Here is a 25,316-nt window from a genome sequence, read left to right as displayed (position 1 = left end):
TGAGCGGCGACGATGCTGCGGCAGGGCCTCGCCGCCGCTGGGTCATGCCCGCGCCTCGACCTCTTCGAGGCTTCGGCCGCCGCCGGTCTCCGGCAGCACCTTGCCGATGAAGACGAGCGCCAGGACGCCCACGACGGCGAAGATCGCGAAGCTCAGTGCACCGCTGAACGCCAGGAGTGTCGGGAAGGTCTGCCCGACGACGAAGTTCGCGAGCCAGTTCAGCACCAACACGAGGCCGGCGGCGGTGCCGCGGATCGCGGACGGGAACAACTCGGAGACGACGACGCGCACGCATACACCCCAGGAGAGGGCGAACGACGAGAGGAAGACGATCATGCTCACGAGCGTGACCCAGGCGCCGGTCGGCGACGGTTCCGGTTCGACGGCGGTGTAGATCGACAGTGCTCCCATCGCGACGACCATCCCGATGGTGCCGATCGTGAGGAGCCGACGACGGGGGATCCGGTCGACCAGGGCCATGCCGAGGAGCGTGAACAGGACGTTGGCGACCCCGACGGACAGGTTGGCGGTCACTGCAGCGGTCTCGCCGAACCCGGCGTGCACGAGGGTGGTGGGCGCGAAGTAGAGGATCGAGTTGGTGCCGACGAACTGCACGAGGACGGCCAGCCCGATCGCGGCCCAGGTGCGGGCGCGGATCTGCGGGGCGAACATCCGGCGGACCACCTCGGTGGCGGTGAGCCCGGAGCGCGTCTCCGCGGCGTGCGCCCGCTCGAGGTCGGCGACCTCGATGCTCGCCGTGTCCGGTCGGCCGAGGCGGCCGAGGGAGGAGCGGGCGTCGTCGGACCGCCCGTGGGCGACGAGCCACCGGGGCGTCTCGGGCATGAGCGCGAGTCCGATCACGAGGACGAGCGCCGGCGCGACGGAGAGACCCAGCATGAGCCGCCAGTCTCCGGAGGGCTGGAGGGCGTAGCCGACGAGGTAGGCGACGAGGACGCCCGTGACCACGGCGAGCTGACCGAGCGAGCCGATCTTGCCGCGGTGCCGCGTGGGCGCGATCTCGACGAGGTACACGGAGACCACGACCGCCGATGCTCCGACGCCGAGGCCCATGACGAGGCGGGCGAGGACGAGGACGGCGACGGTGGGTGCGAGCGCCGCGACCAGGCCGCCGACGGCGAAGACGATGCCCGTGATGAGGATGACCGGCTTCCGTCCGAGCCGGTCGGCGAGCCGCCCCGCGGTCCCGACGCCGATGGCGGCGCCGAGCAGCAGGGAACTCACGACGAAGCCCTGCTCGGCCGGGGTGAGGTCGAACTCGCCGTGGATCGACAGCATGGCGACGCCGATGATGCCGGTGTCGTAGCCGAAGAGGAGTTCGGCGAGGGCGCCGAACGTGTAGATGAGCCAGGGGGTGCGCTGCTTCGTCGCAGACGTGGTGGTCACAGTGGGGCCTCAGTTCGTTCCGGTCAGGGAGATGGTGGGGTGGGGTGCTGCGACCGGGGCGACGGCAGGCAGCGCGTCGACCTCGCGGTCACGGTGGACGGGTACCTCGACCTCGTCACGGCGGACCGGGTCGTCGGTGTCGTCCATCCAGTGGTCGAGCGTGTCCGCGAAGGCCGCGAGCACCGCGCCGTACTCGGGGCGGTCGGCGACGTTCGTGGTCTCGTCCGGATCGGTGCGGCGGTCGTACAGCTCCTCGCGCGGGCGGGGTTCGAGGTGCGCGTCGCCCATGCCCCGCCTGGTCGGACTGTTCTCGAGGTCGAGCGACAGGGTCAGCTTCGGGCCCGCGGCGAAGTTGCGGATGTACGCGTACTCACGGGTGCGGACGGCACGCATCGGGTCGTAGGCGTCGTGGTGGCTCTTCACCGTCACGAGCGCACGGGCGTCGTCCTCGGCACCCTCGGTGAGCACCGGGAGCAGGCTCTCGCCCTCGAGTCCGGCGTCGACGTCGCCACCCGCGAGCTCGAGCAGGGTCGGGACGATGTCCAGATGGCTGACGAGCTGCTGACGGCGGCCCGGCGCAACGCCCCACGACGTCGGCGGTCGGACGATGAACGCGACACCGGTACCGGCGTCGTAGAGGGTGCTCTTGGCTCGGGGGAAGGCAGCGCCGTGGTCCGTGGTGAACACGATCATCGTCGTCGCGGGGTCGAGTGCCTCGTCGATCCGGCGGAACAGCGCCCCCATCGCGTCGTCGAACTGTGCGATCGACCCGTGGAAGGCGGCGATGTCCTCGCGGGTGTCGGCGTTGTCCGGGAGGTAGTCCGGAACGTGCACCTCGGCGGGATCGGCGGGCGTGTAGTCCTCGGCGGGCCACGGGCGGTGCACTTCCCACACCCCGACCGTCAGGAACAGCGGCTCGCGCTCGGATCGCGGCGTCACGCTGTCGAGCCACGCCGACGAGGCGTCGACGACCTGGTGTGCGCGGGGCAGGAACCCGACGCCGCCCACCTCGTCGAACCCGAGCACCGAGGAGTCGGCGTTCTCGTGCTGCAGGCCGATGAGGGTGGACCGGTAGCCGAGCGGGCGGAGGTGTTCCGGCGCCGTGAGGACCCCGTGGCGGTAGCGCCACTGGTGGTGCGCGAGACCCTGCACGCCGTGCCGGTGCGGCACCAGGCCGGTGAACAGCGACGCCCGGGCCGGCGAGCACAGGGGTGCGGCGGCGTGCGCGTTGTCGAACACGACGCTCCGGTCGGCGAATGCCTGGATCTGCGGGCTCGGGACGGACGGCATGCCGTAGACGGTGAGCCACCGGCCCAGGTCGTGGCCGTGCACGAGCACGATGTCTGGTCGGGTTCCTCGGACTGCTGCCACGATCGGGTCCTCTCGACGACGTCGGCGATGCGCTCGAAGGGGGGATCGAGCGTGATGGATCGATCCAGTAGATCGATCTAGCACAACCTAGCCGATGAGGAGGCGGAGGGGAAGCCCGACGGGAGATCCGTCGGATCGAGTCAGGAGCGGATCCCCCCGGAACACCCGCAGGAGGACCGCAGCAGCAGCTGTGGCTGCAGCAGCTCCACGGCCGGCTCAGCTCCAGCCCGGAGCGCCGTGAGCACGTCGACCGCGTGCGCACCGAGACGCCCCGGACCGACGGACACGCTCGTCAGGGGCGGGTCCATCACCGAACCGACGGCGAGTCCGTCGAACCCGATCATCGGCACGCTGGACGGGGCGCGGCCGGCTGCCCGCAAGGCGGCAGCGAACCCGAACGCGATCTCGTCGCTGTGGCAGATCACCGCGTCGAAGGCGGTACCGCTCTCCAGGAGCCGGCGACCGGCGTCCTGCCCGGTCTCGACGGACGTCCGACCCTCGAGATCGGCGACGAGGGAACCGCCCGCGCCCGCGAGCTCCGCGCGGACCGACGCGATGCGTTCCTGGCGAGCGGAACCGTGACGCGGTCCCCCGAGGTAGACCAGCCGCCGGTGGCCGTGATCGATGAGGTGACGCGCCGCGAGGCGTCCGCCCGCCCGGTCGTCCGGGCCGAGGTAGGCCGTCCCGGGCTGCGGGCGTCGCGTCACCGCGAGCACGGGGAGCCCACCGGCGTCGATCGGCACGGAGCCGGATTCGGTCTGGACGGGCACGACGACGAGCGCGTCGACACCCCGCTCCACCATGCTGCGGACGAGCGCGTCCTGGCGAGCAGGGCGGTCGAACGTGTTCGTCACGAACGCGAGGACGTCGTCACGCCCGAGCCGTTCCTCGAACCCGACGGTCATCTCCGCGAAGAACGGGTTGGTGAGGTCGGTCACGATGAGCCCGAACGTGGAGGTGCTCTGCATCCGCAGGGCCGCGGCTCCCCGGTGGTACACGTAGCCCAGCTCTCGCATCGATGCACGGACCCGATCACGGGTCGCATCACTGAGCCGCCCCTCGCCCCGGACGACGAGCGAGGCCGCGGCCCTCGAGACACCTGCATGACGGGCGACGTCGGCGAGTGTCACGCGGGGCATGGTCGGATCGTAGCGAACCGGCTCGTGATGACACGGGCAGCGAGGAACCCAGTCGCCGCATCGCCGGTCGCGCTGACGATCGCTCGCTGGAGCAGGTCCCCCGCGCCCCCGTTCGCGATGGCGTCCTCCAGGTCGATCGTCAGCGAGTGGTGGTGGGCACCGAGTCGGTCCGGGCGAGCAGCAGCGACTCGAGCCGCTCGACGTCGCGCGGGTAGGTGCGGTAGAGCAGCGTGACGAACGCGGCGTTGACGAGCATGAGGATGCCGGGGATCCAGAACATGACCTGCTTGAGGCCGATCGCTTCTGCGAGGAGACCGGCGACCAGGTTGAACAGGGCGTAGGCGAGTCCCTCGAAGACCGACAGCATGAGTGCGAACGCCGCGCCGCGCAGCTCCGGCGGGACGACCGCCGCGACGATCGGCCGGTTGACACCCGGGTTCAGTCCCTGCATGAACCCCATGACGGCCCAGAAGCCGGCGAAGACCCAGATGGTGCCCCAGTCGAACTGGGTGGCGACGAGGGCGACGACACCGAAGCCGAGCTGGGCGAACTGGAGGACCCCGATCCGTCCCGCGCGGGGGAAGCGACGCTGCAGTGCGTCGGTGACGAGGCCACCGCCGAACGTGCCCACGACGTAGCCGATACCGAAGGGCAGGGTGACGATCGCCGCCACGGCGGTGTTGAAGCCGTACTCCTGCACGAGGAACACGATGCCGAACGACGCGATGAGCAGGTGGCCCGAGATCAGGCGCTGGATGAGCATGAGGGTGAAGGTCGGGATGGCGAACATCTGCCGGAGCTTGGCGCCGGTGATGCGCTCGTTCTCGGCACGCTGCTCGGCCGTCATCATGCTGGTGGTCGGTTCGCTCGCGCCCAGGCCCGGGTCCTTGAAGAAGAACAGCAGGACGAGTGCGGTGACGAAGGTCAGCGCGCCCCAGATGAAGAAGCCGTACCGCCAACCGTCCTCGACGTTCGCGAGCTGCCCGATGAGCGGACCGGCGATCGACCCGAGCAGGGAGATCGCACCCCAGGTGTAGCCGGACGCCCGCCCGCGGCTCTTCTCGTCGAACAGGTCGGTCGTGATCTCGCTGACGATCGGCAGCGCGGCCGCGATGAACACTGCGGACAGGCCGTAGAAGATGATGATGTGGGTGTAGTCCTGTGACAGCCCGGTCAGGGCCGTCAGGATGCCGGTCATCGCGGTCGCGACGACGAACGTCATCTTCCGGTTCGTCTTGCGGGCCACGAAGGCCCAGATCGGCCCGAAGACGATGCTGACGAACTTCGCGATCGACGTCAGGACACCGACGGCCGCGAGCGGGAGCGAGATCGCAGCGATGATGACCGGTGCGAGGGTGCTGAGGATGCTCGCTTCATTGTTGTCGGCCCACAACGGCGCGACGACCGCGGCGAGCCGCCGCCACCGCTTGGGGACGATGACGCTGTTCGACCCGGACGCTTCAGGGGCGGTGATCGGGGGTTGCTGGGACATGGGTACTCCTCGTTGAGATGCCTGGCGTTGCCGGGGTGGCGATGGTGCTGGTCACGCGGCTGACGCGAGTGCGTCGTCGATACGGCGCAGTGCCGCCGCGCGGAGCGCCGGGGTGAACGGGGCGAGGTCGAGCAGGGTCGACGATCCCGTCTGCGCGGCGAGCTGCTCCACGACCGGGCCGAGGGCACCCTCGAGTACCGCGCGCGTCGCCGGGCGCTCGAGCAGGGCGGTGATGGGGGTGCGGACGCTCGGCCGGTCCGTCGGGAAGTCGTCCGCCGACGGGATCGGCTCGAGCGCCGCGAGGTAGCGGTCGTGCTGCGCGCGTGCGAGTAGATGACGCGCATCGGCTGGTCCGGACTGCGGCAGTCCCAGGCGCGCGAACTGCGTCGCAGGCGCTTCGTTGGCGCGCATGGCGTCGAGCAGGAGCCCGATCATCCGCAGCTCGACCGCGTCGTCCAGCAGCGGGTGCTCCTGCTCCGGATCCGTCTCGAGGTCGAACAGCACGGTGCCGAAGGACGAGGGATCCCCGAACGCCGTACCCGGCACACGGAGCAGCGGGACGCCCTGTGTGAACTCGAACGGTGGCACGAGTTCCGCGTCCCGGAGCTCCTCCGGCGTGAACCGCGAGTTCATGTGCGTCGGCATCAACGTGTGCTCGTACAGCGGCGCGTTCTGCTCGCCGGCGGCGGCACGCATGTACACGTACCGGCCGTCGGTGACGTTCACGTGCCCGCCGAACGAACCGAACATCGCACTGTCGCGCCCCGGCCCGGCGCTCCGGATCAGCGGGAGGACCGACCGACCCTGCATGCGCTCGGTCGGTGCGACGCCGAACAGGTCGAGCAGCGTCGGCCCGAGGTCGATCGTCTGCACGAGCGCGTCGCTCGTCGTGCCTGCCGCCCGGGACACCGGGTCCCAGAGGAACAGTGGCGTGTGGATGTTCTCGTCGTACCAGGGCTGGATGTTCTTCCCCCACCAGCCGTGCTCGCCGAGCAGGAAGCCGTGGTCGGTGCACACCATGAGCAGCGTGTCCTCCCACAGTCCTTCCTCGTCGAACCGGTCGAGGATCCGACCGAGGGAGGCGTCGCACATGCTCAACAGGGCCGCGTACTCCTCGCGGGTGCGCTCGATGGCTTCCGGCGCCTCCTCGACCCGCTTGTAGTCCGGCCAGTCACTGTTCGGCGTCCCGGCTTGGTCGAGCGTGGCGTAGTGGCGGCGGTACTCCTTGTGGGAGAAGTACGGCTCGTGCGGGTCGAAGCACTCGATCTGCACCATCCAGGAGTCCTCGTCCTGGTTCGTCGCCATGAACTCCAGCCCCGCGTCGACCGTCAGGGTCTGCGGGTGGTCCGCCTCGTCCTGGAGGTACTGCCGGTTGACGAGGTCCTGCCGCCAGAGCCCGTGGCGGATGCGGCGGGTCGCCTCGGGCACGTCGGGGTCGGCGACGTGTCCCTTCCAGGCGTCGCCCTCCTGGCCGCGGAAGAACTCGTAGGTGTCGAACCGGTTGTGGTAGGTGGCGCCGCCGTCCTCCCAGTAGTGCGGGTGATCGGTGACGAGGTGGGTGTAGACGCCCGCGCCGGAGAGCATCTCGGGGACCGAGTCGTCGAACGGCTCGAGGGGTCCCCACGAGCGGTGCAGGAAGTTCGGACGGCCGGTGTGCAGTTCCCGGCGCGCGGGCATGCACGGCATGCTGCCCGCGTAGCAGTTCTCGAACCGCACGGTGTGGCGCGCGAGGCGCTCGAAGTTCGGCGCATGCACCCAGTCCGCACCGTAGGGCGGGAGGAACTTTCGGTTGAGGCTGTCGAACAGCACCATCACGGCTCGCATGCCGCGACTCTAACCTACTAAGTGCTTAGTAAGTCAACTTCGGCCAGCACGAGGTTTGCGGTGCGCTCACTCCCGGCGGTACGGAGCGAGCATCGACACGAAGGCCCGTACGGACTCGTGCCGGTCGACCGAGCCCGGGTTGAGGAGCTGCTGCAACCGGAGTCCGTCGGCGAGGCCGACGAGCCACTGACTCACGGTCGTCGCCGTGACCCCGTCCGGCAGCTTCTCCGGGTCGAGCAGCGCCGTCATCTCACGAGCAGCGACCTCGGCGAGGCTCCGGTAACGCTCGACGAACCACTCGTGGGCGGGGTGCTGGTCCGCGATGCTCTCAGCTGAGAGGAGCGCGAACAACTGCATCAGCGCGGGATGCTCCTCGTTCTGCGCCAGACGCGCCACGAACGTCTCCAACCAGTCCTTGCCCTCGGAACCGAGCCGTTGGTCGATCTCCTGGTTGCGTGCCTCCCGCTCCTGCAGCACGGCGATGAGGAGGGCGTTCTTCGTCCCGAAGTGGTGCAGGAGCCCGGCCGTGGTGATGCCCACCTCGCTGGCGACCTCCGCCACGCTCACGTTGGTGAACCCCCGCTCGGCAAAGAGCCTGAGCGCCACGTCGAGGATCTGCCGGCGGCGTTGCTCACCGCGTGGACGGGTCGGTCTGCCGTCTGCACTCATCCGGGTAACCATAGCCAGTCACGACGCCGACGAGGTCCAACGCCACGTGGACCGTCTCCCGCTGGACGCGAGACGGGCTCGCCGGACGGATCGCTCACCGCGGATCAGCAGCCGCGTCGATCGGAGGGCACCAGCTGCGCTGCCTGTCCTGCAGCAGTCAGCGTTCCTCCGGATCGCGCCGTCCTGATGCCCGGAGCGCCCGGTCGAGGATCACACCGAGTCGCTCCCGACCGCCCCCTGCCCGCTCACGGGCGAGCACGTCGAGCGCCTCGGATCGGGCTGGGCTCGTCCGGTCACACGCGATCCTGACGAGCTCCCGGAGGAGCGAGGCCTCCGCAGCGTCGTCGTCGGTGTCCGCCCGACGGTCTGCGGCAGCGGTTGCGACGAGGAGACCGTCGCGGCTGCCGAAGTGGTGCAGGAGCCCACTGTCCGTCAGGCCCGCGGCCGCCGCCAGCGCCCGGAGGGTCGTCGACGCACCGGGGTCCGCCACCGCCCGTCTCGCTGCCCGCAACGCTCGCGCCCGCGTGCCCGCACTGCGGGCGTACGGTCCGCGGACGGACGGTCTCCGTTCCATCTCGTCAGCGCTCCGTCAACTGCTCGAACGGATCCCCGCCACGTACTCCTGCACGCGCGCGAAGAGCTCCTCGTCGTACGGTCCCCAATCCGGGCGCGGGGTGTCCGGGCCGCGGTAGGGCTCGTCACGGTAGTGCCGCTGGTACTCGGCGAGCTTGCGTTCGAGGTCGACCCTGACGTCGGCGTAAGCCGGGTCGTCGGCGACGTTCCGCATCTCCTCGGGGTCGCTCTTCAGGTCGTAGAGCTCCCACTCCGGCTCGAACTCCGCCTCCGATGCTCCGGGGACGCCGAGCCCGGCACCGTAGAAGTAGAGGAGTTTGTACGAGTCGGTGCGGATGCCGTAGTGCGCGGGTGCCGCGTGGATCGGGTCGTCGTGCTCCCAGTACCGGTAGTACATCGCGTCGGGCCAGTCGGCGATCTCTTCACCCTTGAGCAGCGGGAGGAAGCTCCGCCCCTGCGACGTCGGCAGTGCTCCAGCCGCGTCGATGCCACAGACGTCGAGGAACGTGGCCGCGAAGTCGACGTTCGTGATGATCGCCTCGGAGCGGGTGCCCGGCTCGATCGCGGCCGGCCATCGCATCAGCATCGGCATCTGCAGGGACTGGTCGTACATGAGCCGCTTGTCGAACCAGCCGTGGTCGCCGAGGAAGAAGCCCTGGTCCGAGGTGTAGACGACGAGGGTGTCCTCGGCCAGCCCGCGCTCCTCGAGGTGGTCGAGCAGTCGTCCGACGTTGTCGTCGATCGACTGGATGCACTGCAGGTAGTCACGCATGTAGATCTGGTACTTCCAGCGCATCCGGGCTTCGCGGTTCTCCGGGCCGCGGAGCTCCTCGGGCACCTCGGTCTTGAGGTCGTCGGCCCCCATGTCATCGGCGATGGTCATGTGGACACCACGGACCGCCTTGCTGCGGCTCTCGTTGTCGTCGAAGAACGTCTCCGGCTCGGGGATCGAGCCGTCGGCGTAGAGGTGGGCGTGCTTCTCGTCGGGGACCCACGGGCGGTGCGGTGCCTTGTGGTGCACCATCATGCAGAACGGTTCCTCCTCCCCCAGGCTGTCGAGCCAGTCGATGGAGAGGTCGGTGACGATGTCGGTGGCGTACCCCTCGACCACCGCGGTGCCGTGCTCGTCGATCATCTCGGGGTCGACGTAGTCACCCTGACCGGGGAACACCTTCCAGGCGTCGAAGCCGCGCGGCGCGGAGACGCCGTGCTCACCGAGGTGCCACTTGCCGAACATCGCGGTCTTGTACCCGGCTCCGTGCAGGACCTCCACGAACGTCGGGACCCGGTAGTCCATCTCGGTCCAGATCGAGGACACGCCGTTCACGTGGCTGTAGGTGCCGGTGAGGATCGATGCGCGAGAGGGACTGCAGATGGAGTTCGTGCAGTACACGGCGTCCATCCGCATGCCCTGCTCCGCGATGCGGTCGAGGTGTGGAGTCCGGTTGACCCGGCTGCCGTAGGCCGAGATCGCATGTGCCGCATGGTCGTCGGACATGATGAAGATGATGTTCGTCTTGGACATCCTGTTCCTTCGCTGTGTGGTGGTCAGTGCCGGCCGGAGCCGATGTCGAGGGTCGGGGTGAGGAGCGTCTGCCGAGGAGCGCCGCGCGCTGTGCTGACCTCGACGATCCGGTCAGCGCAGACGCGGCCGGCATCCTCGAGCGGCAGACGGCTGTAGATGAGGTCGCGCCAGACTCCGGGGTCGAGGACGCCGGCGGCGAGCGCCGCCACGCGGAGGCCCGTGCCGCGGCGGTCGGCCCAGTGGTAGACCGGCTCGACGTCCGCTCCCCAGGAGCAGACGATCGCGCTGGCCGAGGGTCTCGTGTCGAGGAGCGCCGCCTCGGTGTCCAGGCGGGTCCTGACGTCCGAGGCGTAGTTCCCACTCTCCTCGGGGTGCCGATCGAGACGTGTGAGCACGGAGTCGTCGATCCCGGTCGAGATCGTCCCCACGGCGATGCCCAGCGCGGCGCAGGCCCGGGAGATGGTCTCGTTGCGGATGCGGTCGGCGCGGGATCGCACGTCCGGCCGCACGTGCACGATGCGCTCGACACCGGTGGCAGCGAGGTGTGCGATCACCTGCTCGGCGCCGGTGCGGTAGTCGAAATCGACGCTCGACCAGGCGTGGGGCGCCGCAGCCGGGCCGCAATCGAGCGCGACGAACGGGATGTGGTGGTCGCTGACCTGCTCGGCCAGTGCACAGGGCACCTCGTGGTCGTCGTGGCCGATGAAGACGAGTCCCTCGAGACGTCCACCGCGAGCATCCTCCACGCACCGCTCGGCGGACGCGCCGTCGAGCAGTGCGGGGTGGTAGCCCTGCGCGGCGAGTCCCTCGCTGAGACCCTGTGCGATGGCGGCGTAGCGGGGCGTCGTCAGCGGTTTGTTGAGCAGGACCCCGATGGTGCGGCTCGAGCGCGCTTGCAACGAACGCGCGACACCGTTCGGGACGTACCCGAGTTCCCGGGCGAGCGCGCGGATCTTCGCTCGGGTGCTCGCGGCCAGCGGCAGCGTGCTCTGGTCGTTCAGCGCGTACGAGACGGTCGAGATGGACACACCGGCGCGGGTCGCGATGTCCTTGAGGGTCGGGCGGGCCATGGGCTACGAGACCATGACCGATCGACGGCGTTCGAGTTCGCCGCTGTTGTCCTCGACCACACGGCGACCGAGCGGATACCAGAAGAGCAGGATGACCGCGACGACGGCGTAGAGCACGCCGGGCACGATCGTGGCGATCGTGTAGATGCCGTCGATGGTGCCCGCACTCTGGGTGGCAGAACCCGACTGGTAGCCGATGATCGCGAGTGTGTAGCCGCCGAGGCCGCCGGCGAGCGCGAGGCCGAGCTTCCGCGCCCAGGTGTTGATCGCGTAGACCGTCCCGTCGTCGCGCTGGCCGGAGCGGACCTCTTCGTGGTCGATGACGTCACCGATGATCGCCCAGACCAGCAGGTTGAACGTCCCCACGCCGAACCCGGCGATGACGCTCAGGGCGATGAACACCCACGGCGACGACACACCGAGCACGAAGAGCAGGATGTAGATCGCTGCGCTGCCGAACAGCAGTACGACGAGCATCTCCTTCTTGCCGAACCGACGACCGAGCCGAGCGGCGAACGGTGCTGCGATGAGCGCGGGGAGCACGTTCGCGAGAGCGGCAACACCCGAGAGGGCACCGTTGTTGAAGTAGTTCAACCACAGGTACGCGCCGACCGAACCGGTGAGCAGCGAGGACAGGATCAGGACGAGGTTCGCGGACATCAGGGACAACAGCGCCCGGTTGCCCGCGAGGGAACCGACGAGCTTCGCGAACCCGGGCTTCTCACGTCCCGGGATCGCCCGGACGCGCTCGCGCACCAGGGAGTAGCACGCGACGTAGAAGAGGAGCGCGGCGACCGCGAACACGATGCCCGTCGCGAAGAACGCCGACGGAAGCACCTGGGAGACACCGTCGACGGTCGCGTAGAGGAACAACGGCGGGAGCAGGGCGACGAGCACGCCCGCGACGTTGGCTCCGACGCCGCGGAACACCGAGAGCGAGGCGCGCTCGGTCGGTTCCTGGGTCATGACGGATGCGAGCGAACCGTACGAGATGTTCACGACCGTGTAGAAGACGGATCCCCAGAGCACGTAGGTGACGGCCGCCCACCCGAGCTTGGCGGCGTACGCCCAGTCGGCGACGAACGGGACGTACAGGAGCGCGCTCATCACGACGAGGGGGACCGCGCCACGGATGATCCACGGGCGGAACCGACCGGCAGCCGACGGGACGTGGCGGTCGAGGAACCGGCCCCAACCGACGTCGGTGAAGGCGTCGAGGAACCGGATCACGAGGAACAGGGTCCCGACGTGTGCGGCGTTGAGGCCGAGGACGTTCGTGTAGAAGACGAGCAGGTAGCTGGACGCGAAGATGAAGACGGAGTCGTTGCCGAGGTCACCGAAGAGGTACCCGACTCGATCCCGCCACGTGAACGGACGGACGGCCTCGATGGATTCCGTCGCGCTGGTGTAGGTCATCGTTCTCCTCGTTGAGATGGTGGACCGGCACCGTAACCAGTTCAAACGTTTGAACGGAAGCAGAAACCGAAACTCGATCTGTTTTGCCGCCGCGTACTCGGCGGTTCGGACGACCGCACCGACGCCGCCGTCAGCGGGTAGTCCTGGCCGGCACCGACGACTGCTCCGTCCCGTTACCGCCGGGCTCCCGCACGACGGCGGACCCCACGGGCACCACCGGGACACGGGCACCGGCGGCGAAGGCCGACCGGCCGGTCGGCGCGCAGCAGGCACGGGCGGGTTCCACCGGGGACTCAGCCACGGTGGCGTGCTCCGTCCTGGTCGTGGTCAGCGACCTGCCGGGACGTCGCGGCCCGGGCGGGGTCGGGTGTGCGGACCACGTCCTCGCTCGGCAGGTACCCCAACCGCACGGCGCGGACCCAGACCTCGACGTCGGACGGCACCGGCGTCGCGGGGCAGACCAGCCGCCACCGGCGGCCGTCCTGCGGTGGTGCGCCGATCGCGGGCCCGGGAGACCCCATCGACGCGACGCCGACGCCGTCCTGCTCGTGTGCCGGCGGGTCGGCCGTCCAGACCAGGCTCGCGTCGGTCGGGCCGTCGACACGGACGGCACCGTCAGGCGACAGGGAGACGGCGGGCGTCGGTGTGGTCTGCCACTCTCCCCCCGGTCGCCACCGCTCGAGCAGGTCGTCCTCGTCCAGCAGGCCGAGGTCGCCGTACCGGTCCTGCCACCGGTCGATCGCGTCGGACATGCGGGCGACGACGTCGGCGTACGCAGGGTCGGCCGCGAGGTTCCGTTCCTCGTACGGGTCCTCCTGCAGGTCGTAGAGCTCGGCGGCGGGCTTGGTGGTCGCCACCACCTGCCGCTGCACCGGGGTCAGCAAGGAGCGGCGGAGCCCCCGCGCGCGCTGCCCGGTCTCCTGGGTGACCAGCCGCCGGAACTCGCCCCACGTCGGCAGGTGGTCGGGGTAGTCGGAGTGCTGCATCGGGGACCGGTCCGGGTGGTAGTGCCGGATGTACCGGTACCGCCGGTCCCGGACCGAGCGGCTCGTGTCCTCGACCTCACCCTGCCGGTCCCGCCCGGCGAAGACGTACTCGTTCGTGTCCTCGACGACGGTGCCGTCGGCCGTCAGGAACGGGACCGCGTCCATCTGCGACGGCACCGGGACACCGGCGGCGGCCAACATGCTCGGCGCGAGGTCCATCAGGTGCACGAGCGTGTCCGTCGTCGAACCCGGCGCGATCTTCCCCGGCCACCGCACGATGAGCGGTTCGTGGAGACCGGAGTCGTTCGTCCACCGCTTGGCGCGCGGCATGCCGAGCCCGTGGTCGCTCCAGAACACGACGATCGTGTCCTCGGCGAGCCCGTCCTCCTCGAGCTGCGCCAGGAGGTCACCCACCCAGTGGTCCATCTCGGTGATGAGGTCGTTGTACCGCGCCCACGCGGTACGGAAGACCTCGGTGTCCGGGTGGTACGGCGGCAGCGGTGCCGCCGCGGGGTCGTGCCGCTGCTCGGGGGTGACGCGGGCGGTACGGGACGCGAAGGCGTCGTCGTCGAGCGCGATCTGCGACTCGTGCGTCGTCATCCCGTGGAACGTCGCGAAGAACGGCTGGTCCGGGTCGTCGCGGTTCCGCCAGTGCGCGGTGTCGCTGCAGTCGTCGAACGCGCTGATCGGGGTCGGCACCTGGAAGTCCGTGAACACGTTGTTCGTGACGTAGTACCCCGCCTCGCGGAGGTACTCGGTGAACATCCGGACGTCGGACGGCGGGACCGCCTTGGTCCGCATGTGCATGGTGCCGATGGACGTCGGGAACCGGCCGGTGATGATCGCCGACCGGGACGGCGCGCAGATGGGAGCGGCGGCGAACGCGTTGTCGAACCGGATGCCCTCGGCGGCGAGCCGGTCGAGGTTCGGCGTGACCGCGTACTCGGCCCCCGGGTAGACCCCGGCGTACGCGCCGAGGTGCGGGTTGATGTCGTGCGTCGTGATCCAGAGGATGTTCGGACGCCGCGGTGCGGACTCCGCCGGGCTCATGCGCGGCCCTTCGCGACGGCGCGGCGCGCGTCGAGCTCCTCGGTGACGCGCCGCACGTCCTTCGGGTAGGTGACGTACAGCGCGGCGAGCACGAGGCCGTTGACCATCATGAGGACGAAGAGCACCCAGAAGAACACGCCCTCGATCCCGAGCTGGTCGGCGAGGTACCCGGCGGTCAGCGAGAACACCGCCCAGCCGATCGTCTGGAAGAAGGTCAGGAAGATCGCGAACGCCTGTCCGCGGAGTTCCGGCAGCACGACGGACATGAGGATCGGACGGTTCACCGGCGGGTTCATGCCCTGGAACGCGCCGAACAGCGCCCAGAACACCATGTAGATCCCGATGTTGTCGTAGTCGAACTGCGTCCCGAAGAACGCGGCGAGTCCGAAGAGCAGCTGCGCGGCCATGTTGAACGTCACGCGGCCGCGGAACGGCCACACCTTGTCCAACCACGCGACGGCGAGCCCGCTGGCGAAGGTGACGAGGACGTACCCGAGCCCGAACGGGATGAGCACGGTCGCGGCGACCGCGTTGTCGAAGCCGCGCTCCGTGACGAGGAACTGGATCCCGAAGACGGTGATGAGCAGGTGGCCCGAGAGGAGGCGCGACAGCATCATGATCGAGAACGTCGGGACCTTGAAGAGCGAGACGACACCGGCGACGGTGACGCGGTTCGACCGCTTCGCCTGGTCGAGGTCGGCGAGCTGACGCTCCGACGCGCCGACGCCCGGGTCGACGTAGAAGGCGGTGATGAGGAACGACGACAGGAAGCAGATCCCGCCGATGACCCACATGCCGTACCGCCAGCCGTCCTCCGTACCCGTGAAGAGCGCGAGGAGCGGGCCGATGAAGGACGAGACCGCGGTGAGGATGCCGTAGTAGACGCCCGTCGCCTTGGCACGGCTCCGGTCGTCGAACGAGTCCGCGATCACCGAGTTGGTGATCGGCTGCCCGCAGGCGACCACACCGGCGAGCAGCGTGTTCCAGATGAGCAGCTGCACGAAGTCCTGCGACGTGCCCGCCATGATGCCGAGGATCGCGCCGACGATGTTGTTCGCGACGAGGGCCTGCTTGCGGCCGAAGCGGTCGGCGATCCACACCCAGAACGGGCCGAGCGGGATCGTCGCGAACTTGCCGAGTGCGGAGAGCAGGCCGAGGTGCCCGTTGTCGAGCTTCAGCGCCGCTGCGATCGACGGGAAGAGCGTCGAGAGCAGGCCCGCCTCGGTGTTGTCGACCACCTCCGCTCCGGTGATGGTGACGAGGTTGCGCCAACGGTGCGGGACGCGGCCCGCTTTCTGCGTGGCGACGGCCTCCGTCGCCGTCGGCGGTGTGGTCCGGGTGCTGCTCATGGTGGGTTCCTGTCGTCGTTGCCAGGTGGCAGTGGGGTCGGGTGAGGAGACGGACGGGAGGCGCGGTGCGGGTCGGTGCCGCGCCTCCCGTCCGGTGAAGTTGTGGGTGGGTGTCGTGCGCCGGTCAGGCGACCGGCTGACCGGCGAGCTCCGTCGCGAGTGCGCGGAGCTGCTCCGCGGTCACGACGGCGAGCGAGGCGAGGCCGAGGAGCGTGGCCTGCGACGGGACGGAGACGAGCTCGGTCGACACGAGCCCGGGCAGGTGCCGCTCGACGACGGCGCGGACGCCGTCGACCTGCAGCAGCTCCAGGAGCGGCATCGTGAGGAGGTCCTGGGCGGGCAGGTCCTCGAGGCGCGGCAGCGGCTCGCCGACCTCGGCGGCCCGGCCGGCCTGCTCCGCGACGAGCAGGTGGGCCGTGGTGGGTTCGCCGTCGAACGGGATGCCGAGGCGGTCGAACTGGCTCCGGGGCGCGTCGGACTCGTGCATCCGCTTCGCCAGCAGCCGCAGCATCCGCAGTTCGACGTCGTCGTCACGGAGCGGCTGCTCCTGCTCGGGGTCGGTCTCGAGGTCGAACAGCAGCGTGCCGTGCTGCCACGGGTTCATCCAGGTCGGCGTCGCCGGCATGCGCATCGTGCGGATGCCCTTCGTGAAGGGCAGCGGTTCGGACGGCTCCCACTCGGTGAGCTCGGACACCGCGAAGCGCGACCGCATGTGGGTCGGCATGAGCGTGTACTCCTCGAGCGGGGCGTTCGACCGGTCGACGGCGCCACGCATGTACACGTACCGGCCGTCGGTGACGTTGACGTGGCCGCCGTGGATGCCGAACAGCGCCCCGTCGTGCCCGGCGTGCGTCGCATCGGCCGTCGGCAGCGCGAGGTCGTGACCCTGCATGTCGGCCGTCGGCTCCTGCCCGAACCAGCGCAGCAGGGTCGGCGCGATGTCGATCGTCTGTGCGAGGTCGCCGCGACGGGTGTCGCGCGCGGCGTTCCGCGGGTCCCACATGAACATCGGCAGGTGCACGAGCTCGTTGAACCAGGGCTGCACCGACTTCGCCCACCAGCCGTGCTCGCCGAGCAGGAAGCCGTGGTCGGTGTTCACGATGAGCATCGTGTCCTCCCACAGGCCGTGCTCGTCCATCGCGTCGAGGACCCGGCCGAGCGACTTGTCGCACATCGACACCAGCGCCGCGTACTCCAGGCGTGCGTGCTCGACCTGCTGTTCCGGCTCGGTGACCTTCTGGTAGCCGGGCCAGTCGAATTCGGGACCGTCGTAGTCGTGCGGGTACTTGTCCTTGTAGAGCTGGTGCGTGAAGAACGGCTCGTGCGGGTCGAAGAGCTCGAGCTGCAGGAACCAGTCGTCCGCCGCGGCGTTCGTGTCGATGAACTCGATCCCGGCGTCGACGGTGCGGGTCTGGGTGTGCTCGGCCTCGGTCGGCATGTAGGACCGGTTGACCTGGTCCTGCCGTTTCATGCCGGCCGCTCCCCCGACGGCGCTCCCCGGTGCGACGACGCCCTTCCAGGGGTCGCCCTCCTGCCCGCGGAAGAACTCCCAGGTCGTGTAGCGCGTGTGGTAGGTCGCGCCGCCGTCCTCCCAGTAGTGCGGGTGGTCAGACGCCAGGTGCGTGTGGACACCCGCGTCCCGCAGCATCTGCGGCATCGAGTCATCGAACGGCTCGAGCGGGCCCCACGAGCGGTGCAGGAAGTTGTGCCGGCCGGTGTGGAGTTCGCGGCGGGCTGGCATGCACGGCATCGAGCCGGCGTAGAACGCATCGAACGTGACCGCGCGCTCCGCGAGCCGCGCGAAGTTCGGCGCGTCGACGACGGTGTCCTTGTACGTCGACAGCATGTGACGGTTGAGGCTGTCGAACATGACCATGATCGCCTTCACCGGGTCGCCTCCCCGGTGCCGAGGTGTGCGCGGAGGTCCGCCGCATCGGCACCCTCCGGTGCGTCGAGGACCGCGGCGCGCAGACGCTCGAGCGAGGCGATGTGCGCGTCCATGGCGGCGGCACCGGTGTCGTGCGCCCACTCGCCCACGAAGTCGGCGAGCTCGACGTCGAAGGGGGCCGAGGTCTCGATGGACTCGCGGCGGTCACGGTAGCGGTACCGGGCCACCTCGTCGCGACGGGTCTCCAGCTCGACGTCGACCAGGCGGAGCAGCTCCTCGCGGCGCATGAAGCCGGCGAACGCGAGCCGGGCCGCGAAGTCCGGGTCCTGGAAGCGGGTCGGCGGTTGGTACGGGCTGGTCAGCCAGTCGAGGAAGACCGTGATGCCCTCGTCCGTGACCCGGTAGGTCTTCGCGTCGGTGGCCCCCGGACGGACCTCGACCGCGTGGGTGACCCAGCCACGGTCCTCCATGGCGGAGAGCGACCGGTAGACCTGGCTCATCTGGGTGTTCGAGCGGACGAACCGTCCGTGGGTGTCGAGGTACTTCTTCAGGTCGTACCCGGTCATCGGGTGCCGAGCCAGGACACCCAGCAGGATGCTCTCGAGCTTCATCGCGTCGCCTTCCTCGGACGCGACGGCCGTCGTCACGCCCACCGACCGGATGACACAAGTCACATGGTCGGGCGTGGAGAGGATGACACAATGCGAATGCTCGTGTCAACGCTCATGTCGATGCGCCTGCACTTGGCGCGGTGGGCACAGTGCCGTCCTGACCCCGGCGGAGGCGCAGGAGGCGTTCGTTCGGACGGACAGCGGATCGACCCCGACGACGCTTGCGCCCTGACCGACGGCGGCGTGACGACGATCACCGTCCCGACGCTCGTCAGCAGCGATCAGGGGTCGGCTCGGCTCCGCCTCCAGGATTCGAACCCGGACCTCACGGCACCAAAGGCCGTCGTGCTGCCGTTACACCAAGGCGGAACGCACCCGAGCAGGTGCGCGTCCATCCTCCCACGGCCCGGACGTTGGCCGCGCGCCACGGCTTCGGCCAAGATGGAGGGATGCCGCAGCAGGACGAGGTCGACCGGATCGTCGCGGCGTGGGGTCGGGAGCGCGGCGACCTCGACTTCGGACCGCTCGAGGTCCTGTCCCGCGTCGACCGGCTCGCCCGGCACCTCGACCGCGCACGACGGGCGGCGTTCGACGCGAGCGACGTCGAGCCGTGGGAGTTCGACGTGCTGTCGGCGCTGCGGCGGGCGGGCGAGCCGTACGAGCTCAGCCCGAAGTCGCTGCTGCAGCAGACCCTCGTGTCGAGTGGCACGATGACGAACCGGGTCGACCGGCTCGCGGCGCGCGGGCTCGTCAGCCGACGCACCGACCCCCGAGACGGTCGGGGGATCCTCGTGTCGCTGACGACGAGCGGTCGTGCGGCGGTGGACGCAGCGATCGCGGACCTGCTCCGTGCCGAGCGCGCGATCCTGTCCGGGGTGTCCGACGACGAGCAGGCGCAGCTCTCCGGGCTGCTCCGCCGGCTCATCCTCGGCCTCGGCGACTGACGCCGGCGCCTCGCCCCTGAGGCGCGCCCGTACGTCTCGCTTCGTGGAGCAGTAGCTGTCGGGTCCACGAGCCGGACCCGACGTCTTCTGCTCCATCGACGAGCGAGCAACCGGACCGACGAGCGAGCAACCGACCAACGAGCGAGCAACCGATCGACGAGCGAGAACCGGAACGACCAGGGACAGCCGACGACCCGTGACCCGTGACCCGCGACCCGGCTCGACTACACCCCGAGCTGCTCCGCGACCTCGAGCCACCGCTCCTCGAGCTGCTCGACCTCGGCGTCGAGCGCCCCGAGCCGCGTCTGCAGGGCACCGAGCCCCTCGTAGTCGGACTGGTCGTGCGCCGCGAACGCGTCGAGCAGCTTCTGCCGGTCCTGCCCCGCCTTCGCGATCTTCCGGTCGAGCGCCGACATCTCCTTCTCCGCCGCGCGACGATCCGCGCCGCTCAAGGAGGGCGCAGCCGACGCGACCGACCCGGACGGCCCGGCCGCGGCTCCGGACCCGGCCCCGCTGCCGCCGGATCCGCCTGCCGGAGCCGTGTCGGGCCTCCCGGCCGAGGCGGCGGCAGCCGCAGCAGCGGTCTGCGGGACGGAACCCGACGCGCGCAGCCGCATGTACTCGTCGACCCCGCCGGGCAGGTGCCGCAGGTGTCCGCCGAGCACGGCGTACTGCTGGTCGGTGACGCGTTCGAGCAGGTACCGGTCGTGGGACACGACGAGCAGGGTGCCCGGCCAGGTGTCGAGCAGGTCCTCCATCGCGGCGAGCATGTCGGTGTCGAGGTCGTTCGTGGGCTCGTCGAGGATGAGCACGTTCGGCTCGTCGAGCAGGATGAGCATGAGCTGCAGGCGGCGCTTCTGCCCACCGGACAGGTCCTTGACGGGCGTCGAGAGCTGCTCCGAGGTGAAGCCGAGCCGCTCGAGCAGCTGCGACGGCGTCATCTCCTTGCCGTCCGCCACGTACGAGGTCTTCTTGCGGGCGACGACCTCGCGGACGCGGTCGTCGGCGAACTGCTGCAGGTCGGCGAGCTGCTGGTCGAGCACGGCGATCTGCACCGTCTTGCCGGTCTTGACACGTCCGGTGGTCGGCTGGAGCTTGCCGGCGACCAGGTTGAGGAGCGTCGACTTGCCGGCACCGTTCGGACCGAGGATCCCCGTGCGCTCCCCCGGCGCGATCCGCCACTCGACGTCGCGCAGGATCACGTCGTCGCCGAAGGACACGCCGACGTCGAGCAGGTCGACCACGTCCTTGCCGAGGCGTGCGGTCGCCATCTGCGACAGCGCCACGGTGTCGCGGATCGGCGGGACGTCGTCGATCAGGGCGTTCGCGGCGTCGATGCGGAACTTCGGCTTGCTCGTGCGGGCCGGGGCGCCGCGACGGAGCCACGCGAGCTCCTTGCGGGCGAGGTTCTGCCGCCGCTGCTCGCTCGCCGCGGCCTGCCGGTCACGCTCGACGCGCTGCAGGATGTACGCCGCGTAGCCGCCTTCGAAGGGCTCGACGATGCCGTCGTGGACCTCCCACGTGTCGGTCGAGACCGCATCGAGGAACCACCGGTCGTGCGTGACGACGACCATGCCGCCCTGGTTCGCCGACCAGCGACGATTGATGTGGTCGGCGAGCCACTGGATGCCCTCGACGTCGAGGTGGTTTGTCGGCTCGTCGAGGAACAGCACGTCCCAGTCGCCGACGAGCAGCTTCGCGAGCGCGATGCGGCGGCGCTGCCCTCCGGAGAGGTCGTCGACGACGGCGTCCCACGGGATGTCGGAGACGAGCCCGCCGATGATGTCGCGGATCTTCGGGTCGCCCGCCCACTCGTGCTCCGCGAGTTCGCCGACGACGATGCTGCCGACGGTCGCCCCCGCCGGCAGGACGTCGCGCTGGTCGAGGTACCCGACCGTCAGGCCGCGACGGTGGGTGACCCGACCGTCGTCGGGCTCGAGTCGCTGGGCCAGCAGTGCGAGGAGCGTCGACTTGCCGTCGCCGTTGCGCCCGACGACGCCGATGCGGTCGCCCTCGTCGAGGCCGAGGGTGACCCGGTCGAAGACGACACGGGTGGGGAACTCGAGATGCACGTTCTCGGCGCCGAGGAGATGAGCCACCCGACAAGGGTAGGCGGCGCGGGAGCGTGGTCGGACCGCACCGGTCTGGAGGCGCGGCTCAGCTCCCCGGGGTCGGCTCGCCCTCGCCAGCCGCCTCCTTGGCACGTCGGAGGCGGGCCTGGGCCTCCCAGTACTCGATCTCGCGCTCGAGCTCAGCGAGCTCCTGCTCGGTACCGGTGACGCGCTTGTCGCCGTGCGCCGCGCGGGCGTGACCGAGGCTGGCGTACCGGTCCTCGTGGCGGTTCGGCTCGATGTAGCGGCCGTGGTTCCGGTCGTTCGCGCTCCAGTCGTGCCCGACGGCGAACCACACGATGCTGCCGACCAGGGGCAGGAAGATGCAGATGAGGATCCACGCGAACTTCGGGAGTCCGCGGACCTGGTCCTCGCCCCGGGTGACGATGTCGATCAGGGCGAAGACGAGCAGCACGATCCCCGCGCCGTACAGCAGAACGCTCATGGTTCCGGAGTCTATGGATCGGCCGAGCGCCGGACCATGCCCTGATCGGGTGGCGCGGTCACGATCGCGCGTCGGTCTCCTGCGGGTCCGTTCAGGAGCCCACGTCGGGGCGCACCGTCTCGACGTCGCCGGCCTGCTCGCCCGCGGCCGGGTGCTGCGACAACCAGCGTCGCGCCGCCAGCGTGTCCAGAGCGGGAACGACGATGGCCGCGGTGTTCACCAGGGCGAGCGCGACGTACATCGGCCAGAGTGTGCCACCGGCGGCAGCGGCACTCGCCCAGAGCACCGCTGTGACGCACAACGAACCCAGTTCCGCTCCCGACGCTGCCTGCACGGCCGCGGCGTCCACGACCACACGACGGTCGTCCGGGACGGCGCGACGGCCGTGGAACGCCTGCCGGACCGCGTGCCGCTCGCGTGTCTGCAGCAGCGCGACCACCGGTGCTGGCGCCAGCCCGTCGCGGCGACGGGCCACGGCCCCTCGGACGACCTGCACGATCAGGAGGACGACCGCACCGACGGCGACACTGACGGACACCGCCCACCTCGCAGGCGCCTCGGGCGGCAACGTGAGTCCCAGTGCGACCAGGACGGCGACGGCAGCCGCGGACCCGCCGAGCACCCAGGCGACCGCGCCCATCGATCGCTGGCGGTCGGTGGACTCGGCCACCGCGAGGACGGCCTCCGCGCGCTCCTGTGCGAGTGCCCACCGGTGTCCGGCTGCCGTCCCCTCGGCCGTCACAGCGCGGCGACCCACTCGTCGGTGCCGTCGGTGAACTCCTGGCGCTTCCAGATCGGCGTGCGCTCCTTGACCAGGTCGATCAGTGCGGCGCAGGCGGCGAACGCCTCGGCCCGGTGCGGCGACGAGACGGCTGCGGCGAGCGCCACGTCCCCGATGCCGAGCGCACCGACGCGGTGCAGCACCGCGATGCGGACCTCGGGATGGTCGGCGGCGACCGAGCGGGCGACCTCGGCGATGACGTCACCGGCGCTCGGGTGCCGTTCGTAGTCGAGTGCTGTGACCCCCTTGCCCTCGTCGTGATCGCGGACGACCCCGGCGAAGGTCACGACGGCACCGTCGCGGTCGGTCGTGACGGCGCCGGAGACCTCGTCGACCGTGATCACCCGGTCCACCACGTCGGCCACGACGACGCGGTCGCCGCTCACGAGGCACTCCGAGGCGCGTGCCCCTCGCCGTGCAGCTGGGCGAGCACGTGGTCGAGCACGCCGTCCAGCACCGCGAGCCCGTCGGCGACACCGCCGCGCGACCCGGGCAGGGTCACCACGACGGTCCGGCCACCGGCGATGCCCGCGACCCCGCGGGTCAGCAGCGCGGTCGGCCCAGCACCGGCGAGTCCGCGGCGGCGGATCTCCTCGGTGATGCCCGGCAGTTCGAGGTCGATCAGGGGTGCGACGGCCTCGGGCGTGCGGTCGGTCGGGGTCACGCCCGTCCCGCCCGTGGTGACCACGACCTCCGCATCGGCGAGGAGCTCGGCGGACACCGTCTCGGCGATGGGGCCGCCGTCCGGCACGATCGTCGGCTCGGCGACGCCGAACCCGCGCTCGCGCAGCCACGCGGCGATGACCGGCCCGGTGCGGTCGAGCGTCGGGTCGGTCGAGGCCTGCGTGGAGACGACCACCACGCCGGCGCGGCCCCTGGTGGGTTCGGACGTCATCGGTTGCTCCAGTCCCCCGAACGCCCGCCGTGCTTCTCGAGCACCCGGACATCGGTGATCACGGCCGTGCGGTCGACGGCCTTCACCATGTCGTACACGGTCAGCGCCGCCACGCTCGCACCGGTCAGGGCCTCCATCTCGACGCCCGTGCGCGAGGTCGTGCGGACGGAGACCTCGATCCGCACGCGGTCGTCGTCGCCGGTGATGTCCACCTCGACCCCGGCGATGGGCAGCGGGTGGCAGAGCGGCACCAGGTCCGACGTCTTCTTGACCGCCATGAGCGCCGCGATCCGGGCGGTGCCGATCACCTCGCCCTTGGGCAGCGACCCGTCGAGGATCCGCTCCACCACGTCGGTGCGGGTCACCAGCGTGGCCGTGGCCGTGGCGGATCGGGCGGTGACGTCCTTGTCCGAGACGTCGACCATGTGTGCGGTGCCGTCGGCGCGGACGTGCGAGAGCTCGGCGTCACGCGCACCGTTCTGGTGGTCGTCGGTCATCGGAGGCTCCAGACGGTCAGCGGGTCTCCCGGTTCGACGGTGTCGGTGCCGAGGGGGACGTGGACGAGGTGGGTGGCGGCCGCGAGGTGCCCGAGCAGGTGCGAGCTCGGCCCGCCCACGAAGTGCACGCGCCCCTCGGCGACCCGACCGCGGCGGAGCTGGTGCTTGCCGACGGGCGAGCTCGTCGATTCGGCTGCCGGCAGCTCGGCGGTCGGGCGGTCCGGTGCGCCGACCACGGCGGCGAGCACCGGGCGCAGGAACACCTCGAACGACACGAGAGCGGACACGGGGTTGCCGGGGAACGCCACGACCGGCACCCGCCGACCGGCCAGGTCGACGAGACCGAGGGCCTGGGGCCCCCCGGGCTGCATCGCGACCGGGGTGACGGCGAGTCCGCGGGGCTCGAGCACCTGCCGCACGACCTCGTACGCCCCGGCGCTGATCCCACCGGTGGTCAGGACCAGGTCGACCCCGTCGCCGACGGCCGACTCGAGACCCGGCAGGAACGCGTCCGGGGCATCGCTGAGCCGCACACCGCGGGCGACCGCACCGACCTCGGCCAGGGCCGCACGGAGCGCGACACCGTTCGCGTCGCGGATCACCGCACCCGCACCGTCCAGCCCGTCGCCTGCAGCGTCGTCGGCGAGTTCGCTGCCGGTGGACACGACGAGCACCCGGACCGGGCGGACCACGGACACCTCGCCGACACCTGCCGACGCCAGGGCACCGAGGAGCGCCGAGGTCACCGGGGCTCCGGCCGGGGCGAGCTCGGCGCCGACGGCGACGTCGGTGCCGATCCGGCGGACGAACGCTCCGGCGGTCGTCCCGGCGGGGACGGTCAGCCCGTCGAGCCCCAGCGCCGCGGGGAACGCACCGGGCGGTGTCGCCTCGACCGGCACGACGGCATCGGCGCCCTCGGGGATACGGGCCCCGGTCATGATCGGCGCAGTCGTGCCGGGCTCGAGCGGCACCGGTACGGCACCGGCGGGGATCGGGTCGACCACGCGGACGGCACGGCCGGCCTCGGTCGACCGCACGGCGAACCCGTCCATCTGGCTGTTGTCGAACACGGGCAGCGGGACGGGGGCAGCCACCGCCCGGGCGAGCACCCGGTACCCGCGGCCGGCACCGGCACCGTCCGCCAGCGCGTCGAGCGGGAGGGTCTCCTCCGCCCGTCCGGCGAGCACGGGCGCGAGGAGCGCGGCGACCTCGTCGCGGTGCTGACCGATCGTGCGCACGGATGCCTCCGAACCTCGTGGGGACGCCCCGTTCCCGG

22 protein-coding genes, 1 tRNA gene and 1 pseudogene are annotated in these 25,316 nt (G+C 70.5%); 1 reads left to right on the top strand and 23 read right to left on the bottom strand.

Annotation, left to right across the window (positions count from 1 at the left end):
* Positions 1-42: 42 nt before the first annotated feature.
* The 15 genes from DEJ23_RS06915 to DEJ23_RS06845 all read right to left on the bottom strand — a co-directional run bounded on the left by DEJ23_RS06915 (position 43) and on the right by DEJ23_RS06845 (position 18,736).
* Entirely contained in the window at positions 43-1,404 is a 1,362-nt protein-coding gene (locus DEJ23_RS06915; RefSeq protein WP_111239534.1) for a sugar porter family MFS transporter, read from the bottom strand.
* A gap of 9 nt (positions 1,405-1,413) precedes the next feature.
* Positions 1,414-2,775: a sulfatase gene (locus tag DEJ23_RS06910; RefSeq protein WP_181429160.1), complete on the bottom strand. Its 1,362-nt coding sequence runs from the start codon at positions 2,773-2,775 to the stop codon at positions 1,414-1,416.
* Between the two features lie 140 nt (positions 2,776-2,915).
* Positions 2,916-3,914, bottom strand: a complete 999-nt coding sequence (locus DEJ23_RS06905) for a LacI family DNA-binding transcriptional regulator (RefSeq protein ID WP_111239532.1) — start codon at positions 3,912-3,914, stop codon at positions 2,916-2,918.
* Positions 3,915-4,053: 139 nt separating this feature from the next.
* A complete protein-coding gene (locus DEJ23_RS06900) occupies positions 4,054-5,406 on the bottom strand; it encodes an MFS transporter (protein ID WP_111239531.1) in 1,353 nt (450 codons plus the stop codon).
* A gap of 51 nt (positions 5,407-5,457) precedes the next feature.
* The gene (locus DEJ23_RS06895) at positions 5,458-7,230 is read right to left on the bottom strand and encodes a sulfatase (RefSeq protein ID WP_111239530.1); all 1,773 of its coding nucleotides are present in this window, start codon (positions 7,228-7,230) and stop codon (positions 5,458-5,460) included.
* Positions 7,231-7,296: 66 nt separating this feature from the next.
* The gene (locus DEJ23_RS06890) at positions 7,297-7,899 is read right to left on the bottom strand and encodes a TetR/AcrR family transcriptional regulator (RefSeq protein WP_181429159.1); all 603 of its coding nucleotides are present in this window, start codon (positions 7,897-7,899) and stop codon (positions 7,297-7,299) included.
* 157 nt (positions 7,900-8,056) lie between these two features.
* Entirely contained in the window at positions 8,057-8,473 is a 417-nt protein-coding gene (locus DEJ23_RS06885; protein WP_111239528.1) for a TetR family transcriptional regulator, read from the bottom strand.
* Between the two features lie 15 nt (positions 8,474-8,488).
* Positions 8,489-9,997: a sulfatase gene (locus DEJ23_RS06880; RefSeq protein WP_111239527.1), complete on the bottom strand. Its 1,509-nt coding sequence runs from the start codon at positions 9,995-9,997 to the stop codon at positions 8,489-8,491.
* Between the two features lie 23 nt (positions 9,998-10,020).
* Entirely contained in the window at positions 10,021-11,067 is a 1,047-nt protein-coding gene (locus DEJ23_RS06875; RefSeq protein WP_111239526.1) for a LacI family DNA-binding transcriptional regulator, read from the bottom strand.
* Between the two features lie 3 nt (positions 11,068-11,070).
* Positions 11,071-12,483, bottom strand: coding sequence for an MFS transporter (locus DEJ23_RS06870; RefSeq protein WP_111239525.1), 1,413 nt, complete (start codon positions 12,481-12,483; stop codon positions 11,071-11,073).
* A 293-nt stretch (positions 12,484-12,776) separates the two neighbouring features.
* Entirely contained in the window at positions 12,777-14,519 is a 1,743-nt protein-coding gene (locus DEJ23_RS06865) for a sulfatase (protein WP_111239524.1), read from the bottom strand.
* A complete protein-coding gene (locus DEJ23_RS06860) occupies positions 14,516-15,868 on the bottom strand; it encodes an MFS transporter (protein WP_111239523.1) in 1,353 nt (450 codons plus the stop codon). Before DEJ23_RS06860 ends, DEJ23_RS06865 begins: the two co-directional genes overlap by 4 nt.
* A gap of 124 nt (positions 15,869-15,992) precedes the next feature.
* The gene (locus DEJ23_RS06855) at positions 15,993-17,756 is read right to left on the bottom strand and encodes a sulfatase (RefSeq protein WP_111239522.1); all 1,764 of its coding nucleotides are present in this window, start codon (positions 17,754-17,756) and stop codon (positions 15,993-15,995) included.
* Entirely contained in the window at positions 17,753-18,403 is a 651-nt protein-coding gene (locus tag DEJ23_RS06850) for a PadR family transcriptional regulator (RefSeq protein WP_258375308.1), read from the bottom strand. Before DEJ23_RS06850 ends, DEJ23_RS06855 begins: the two co-directional genes overlap by 4 nt.
* Before the next feature lie 261 nt (positions 18,404-18,664).
* Positions 18,665-18,736: transfer RNA gene (locus tag DEJ23_RS06845), tRNA-Gln, on the bottom strand.
* An 80-nt stretch (positions 18,737-18,816) separates the two neighbouring features.
* Here DEJ23_RS06845 and DEJ23_RS06840 point away from each other — a divergent pair.
* Positions 18,817-19,311, top strand: a complete 495-nt coding sequence (locus DEJ23_RS06840) for a MarR family winged helix-turn-helix transcriptional regulator (RefSeq protein ID WP_111239521.1) — start codon at positions 18,817-18,819, stop codon at positions 19,309-19,311.
* A gap of 224 nt (positions 19,312-19,535) precedes the next feature.
* Here DEJ23_RS06840 and DEJ23_RS06835 read toward each other — a convergent pair whose 3' ends face one another.
* From DEJ23_RS06835 to DEJ23_RS06805, 8 genes and pseudogenes are all read right to left on the bottom strand, one after another.
* Complete coding sequence (locus DEJ23_RS06835; protein WP_375342264.1) at positions 19,536-20,918, bottom strand: ABC-F family ATP-binding cassette domain-containing protein; 1,383 nt, start codon at positions 20,916-20,918, stop codon at positions 19,536-19,538.
* Between the two features lie 23 nt (positions 20,919-20,941).
* Positions 20,942-21,383, bottom strand: a pseudogene (locus DEJ23_RS16065) (ATP-binding cassette domain-containing protein); the annotation flags it as partial.
* Positions 21,384-21,468: 85 nt separating this feature from the next.
* On the bottom strand, positions 21,469-21,867 hold the full coding sequence (locus tag DEJ23_RS06830) for a PLD nuclease N-terminal domain-containing protein (protein WP_111239519.1): 399 nt from the start codon (positions 21,865-21,867) through the stop codon (positions 21,469-21,471).
* Positions 21,868-21,958: 91 nt separating this feature from the next.
* Positions 21,959-22,609 carry a hypothetical protein gene (locus DEJ23_RS06825; RefSeq protein WP_111239518.1) on the bottom strand — a complete coding sequence of 217 codons (651 nt, stop codon included), beginning with the start codon at positions 22,607-22,609 and terminating at the stop codon, positions 21,959-21,961.
* A complete protein-coding gene (locus DEJ23_RS15905; protein WP_111239517.1) occupies positions 22,606-23,034 on the bottom strand; it encodes a molybdenum cofactor biosynthesis protein MoaE in 429 nt (142 codons plus the stop codon). Before DEJ23_RS15905 ends, DEJ23_RS06825 begins: the two co-directional genes overlap by 4 nt.
* Positions 23,031-23,543: a molybdenum cofactor biosynthesis protein B gene (locus DEJ23_RS15900; RefSeq protein ID WP_111239516.1), complete on the bottom strand. Its 513-nt coding sequence runs from the start codon at positions 23,541-23,543 to the stop codon at positions 23,031-23,033. Before DEJ23_RS15900 ends, DEJ23_RS15905 begins: the two co-directional genes overlap by 4 nt.
* Complete coding sequence (gene moaC, locus DEJ23_RS06810) at positions 23,540-24,040, bottom strand: cyclic pyranopterin monophosphate synthase MoaC (RefSeq protein WP_111239515.1); 501 nt, start codon at positions 24,038-24,040, stop codon at positions 23,540-23,542. Before moaC ends, DEJ23_RS15900 begins: the two co-directional genes overlap by 4 nt.
* Positions 24,037-25,278, bottom strand: a complete 1,242-nt coding sequence (locus DEJ23_RS06805; protein ID WP_111239566.1) for a molybdopterin molybdotransferase MoeA — start codon at positions 25,276-25,278, stop codon at positions 24,037-24,039. Before DEJ23_RS06805 ends, moaC begins: the two co-directional genes overlap by 4 nt.
* Between the last annotated feature and the right edge of the window lie 38 nt (positions 25,279-25,316).

Origin of the sequence: Curtobacterium sp. MCSS17_008, assembly GCF_003234185.1 — a bacterium.
Classification (GTDB): Bacteria; Actinomycetota; Actinomycetes; order Actinomycetales; family Microbacteriaceae; genus Curtobacterium.
This window is presented reverse-complemented; position numbering and strand designations above follow the sequence as displayed.

Excerpts from the sequence above, each read along its gene's own strand:
- DEJ23_RS06905 (WP_111239532.1), bottom strand. The coding sequence starts at position 3,914 with ATGCCCCGCGTGACACTCGCCGACGTCGCCCGTCATGCAGGTGTCTCG.
- DEJ23_RS06900 (WP_111239531.1), bottom strand. The coding sequence starts at position 5,406 with ATGTCCCAGCAACCCCCGATCACCGCCCCTGAAGCGTCCGGGTCGAAC.
- DEJ23_RS06895 (WP_111239530.1), bottom strand. The coding sequence starts at position 7,230 with ATGCGAGCCGTGATGGTGCTGTTCGACAGCCTCAACCGAAAGTTCCTC.
- DEJ23_RS06890 (WP_181429159.1), bottom strand. The coding sequence starts at position 7,899 with ATGAGTGCAGACGGCAGACCGACCCGTCCACGCGGTGAGCAACGCCGC.
- DEJ23_RS06885 (WP_111239528.1), bottom strand. The coding sequence starts at position 8,473 with ATGGAACGGAGACCGTCCGTCCGCGGACCGTACGCCCGCAGTGCGGGC.
- DEJ23_RS06880 (WP_111239527.1), bottom strand. The coding sequence starts at position 9,997 with ATGTCCAAGACGAACATCATCTTCATCATGTCCGACGACCATGCGGCA.
- DEJ23_RS06875 (WP_111239526.1), bottom strand. The coding sequence starts at position 11,067 with ATGGCCCGCCCGACCCTCAAGGACATCGCGACCCGCGCCGGTGTGTCC.
- DEJ23_RS06870 (WP_111239525.1), bottom strand. The coding sequence starts at position 12,483 with ATGACCTACACCAGCGCGACGGAATCCATCGAGGCCGTCCGTCCGTTC.
- DEJ23_RS06865 (WP_111239524.1), bottom strand. The coding sequence starts at position 14,519 with ATGAGCCCGGCGGAGTCCGCACCGCGGCGTCCGAACATCCTCTGGATC.
- DEJ23_RS06860 (WP_111239523.1), bottom strand. The coding sequence starts at position 15,868 with ATGAGCAGCACCCGGACCACACCGCCGACGGCGACGGAGGCCGTCGCC.
- DEJ23_RS06840 (WP_111239521.1), top strand. The coding sequence starts at position 18,817 with ATGCCGCAGCAGGACGAGGTCGACCGGATCGTCGCGGCGTGGGGTCGG.
- DEJ23_RS06830 (WP_111239519.1), bottom strand. The coding sequence starts at position 21,867 with ATGAGCGTTCTGCTGTACGGCGCGGGGATCGTGCTGCTCGTCTTCGCC.
- DEJ23_RS15900 (WP_111239516.1), bottom strand. The coding sequence starts at position 23,543 with ATGACGTCCGAACCCACCAGGGGCCGCGCCGGCGTGGTGGTCGTCTCC.
- moaC (WP_111239515.1), bottom strand. The coding sequence starts at position 24,040 with ATGACCGACGACCACCAGAACGGTGCGCGTGACGCCGAGCTCTCGCAC.